Annotated in this window: 3 protein-coding genes; all 3 read right to left on the bottom strand. The window is 46.0% G+C overall.

Annotation, left to right across the window (positions count from 1 at the left end):
• Positions 1-113: 113 nt before the first annotated feature.
• Entirely contained in the window at positions 114-359 is a 246-nt protein-coding gene (locus JHD69_RS19745; protein ID WP_199142055.1) for a hypothetical protein, read from the bottom strand.
• A gap of 60 nt (positions 360-419) precedes the next feature.
• Positions 420-1,340, bottom strand: coding sequence for a glycoside hydrolase family 11 protein (locus tag JHD69_RS19740; RefSeq protein ID WP_199142054.1), 921 nt, complete (start codon positions 1,338-1,340; stop codon positions 420-422).
• Positions 1,341-1,415: 75 nt separating this feature from the next.
• Positions 1,416-1,607, bottom strand: a 192-nt coding sequence (locus tag JHD69_RS19735; protein WP_199142053.1) for a hypothetical protein, incomplete at its 5' end; no start/stop codon positions are given.

Genomic DNA, 1,607 nt, shown 5'->3' with positions numbered 1-1,607 from the left:
CTTTCCAACAGCATTATTGAAGCAATCAAAATATGTTTCATGATTTATCGGTTTTTTTGAAAATTATTTAAAGATACCCGTACCATTAAATGAACTTGCACCGGTATTTAAGCTCATCCTTCCTTCCCTGCTAGCACTCGCACCAGCAGGCCCACACCTGCTGCTGCTTCTACGCCTCCCGCCATTACCACATCGGTAACACCTTTTCTGTCAATTTCAATATCTGCACTTACGCTTGCCTGTAATGGCCCCAGTTTACCGCCGGCACTTACTTTAGGCCCAATACTAACGGTGCAATTTTTAAAGGAATCACCAAAACCTGCATGGTACAGATCCTGGTTCAGTGTCCCGCTGATCACCAGCATTAAAAGTGGTAATTAAGCCACTGCAGGTAAGCGTCATGGTAATCAGCAACAAGGTCAGTTGCAATTATTTTCAATTTTCGGTGGCAATGGCTTGAAATATCCATCAAGATATATCCATAGCACACAGGTCTTTTTATTGAACAACACACTGCTACCCGGTATTTCTATATGCATGTTGCCATACTGTGGATGCCATTGGCCAACGTAATTGATAAAACGCAGGTCGAGCAAAACCTTGTCTAACTTCCACGCATCTGTAAGCGGGAAAGGTCCGCCATAACTACTGTAAAAAATTTCTAGGACGAGGCCATTTTTTTTATAGAGCGCCAATGTATTCCTGGCCTCGGTGTATTTTGGCGCCCTTGGCACATCAACTGTCCACCATTCCCATTTCTTGAGTTCATCGGTATAATTATCCAACCATAAACCTCCAAACTGGTAGGTTTGATCAATTCTTGGAAATATCTTGATGGTTAATGGTGCGCCTTTATCTTTATTATCATTGCCGGTACCTAATGACACCTTAGCTACCTGCAGGTAATATTTACTATCATCGGCAGTAATGTAAGATGTAGCTGTCGGTGCTGCTGTAGGAGGCGGGGCACTTTTTTGAGCAACCGTCCATTTACCCAGCCTCGTAGAGGTATCATATCCATAAGTGCAGATCAACTTTTTTGTGGTCGCATCAAATGTACCAGCAAATGTAATCGTACTGCTGGTACTGCCGTTTGTTTCCACATATTTGCCACTGACCGCATTGCCAGAAACGCTATAGGTGCCACGGTATTTAACCGTGTTTGTTGCCTTGTTTTTTAACAAAAATTCATTGCTGGCGGTTAGTTCAAACTGCATGTCGTTAGGATAATAACCCTGCATATTGGTTTGCACGCCTTCCCAAACCCCAACGAAAGGATTCTGTGCCTTTACAGCCAGGCAAGCTAGCCAAAAGGATATCGTAATTAATAGTTTTTTCATTTGTTCAGAACTTTGTTTTGTTAAACGCATTAAAGAAAATATGCTATGGTTTGACCTCCAGTTTTATAGCTCCGGTTACCGTTCCAGGGATATAACCCTGTCTCTTATACACATCTGACGCTGCCGACGAACCACGACAAAAAAAAATTTTTTGAAGCGGAGGGGGGGGGGGGGGGGGGGGGGGGGGGGGGGGGGGGGGGGGGGGTGGGGGGGTGTGGGGGGGGGGGGGGGGGGGGGGGGGGGGGGGGGGGGGGGGGGGGGGGGGGG

It is taken from the genome of Pedobacter sp. ASV12, from assembly GCF_016429155.1.
Lineage (GTDB): Bacteria > Bacteroidota > Bacteroidia > Sphingobacteriales > Sphingobacteriaceae > Pedobacter.
Note: the sequence above shows the minus strand (reverse complement) of the source record. Positions and strands in the feature narration are given on the sequence as shown.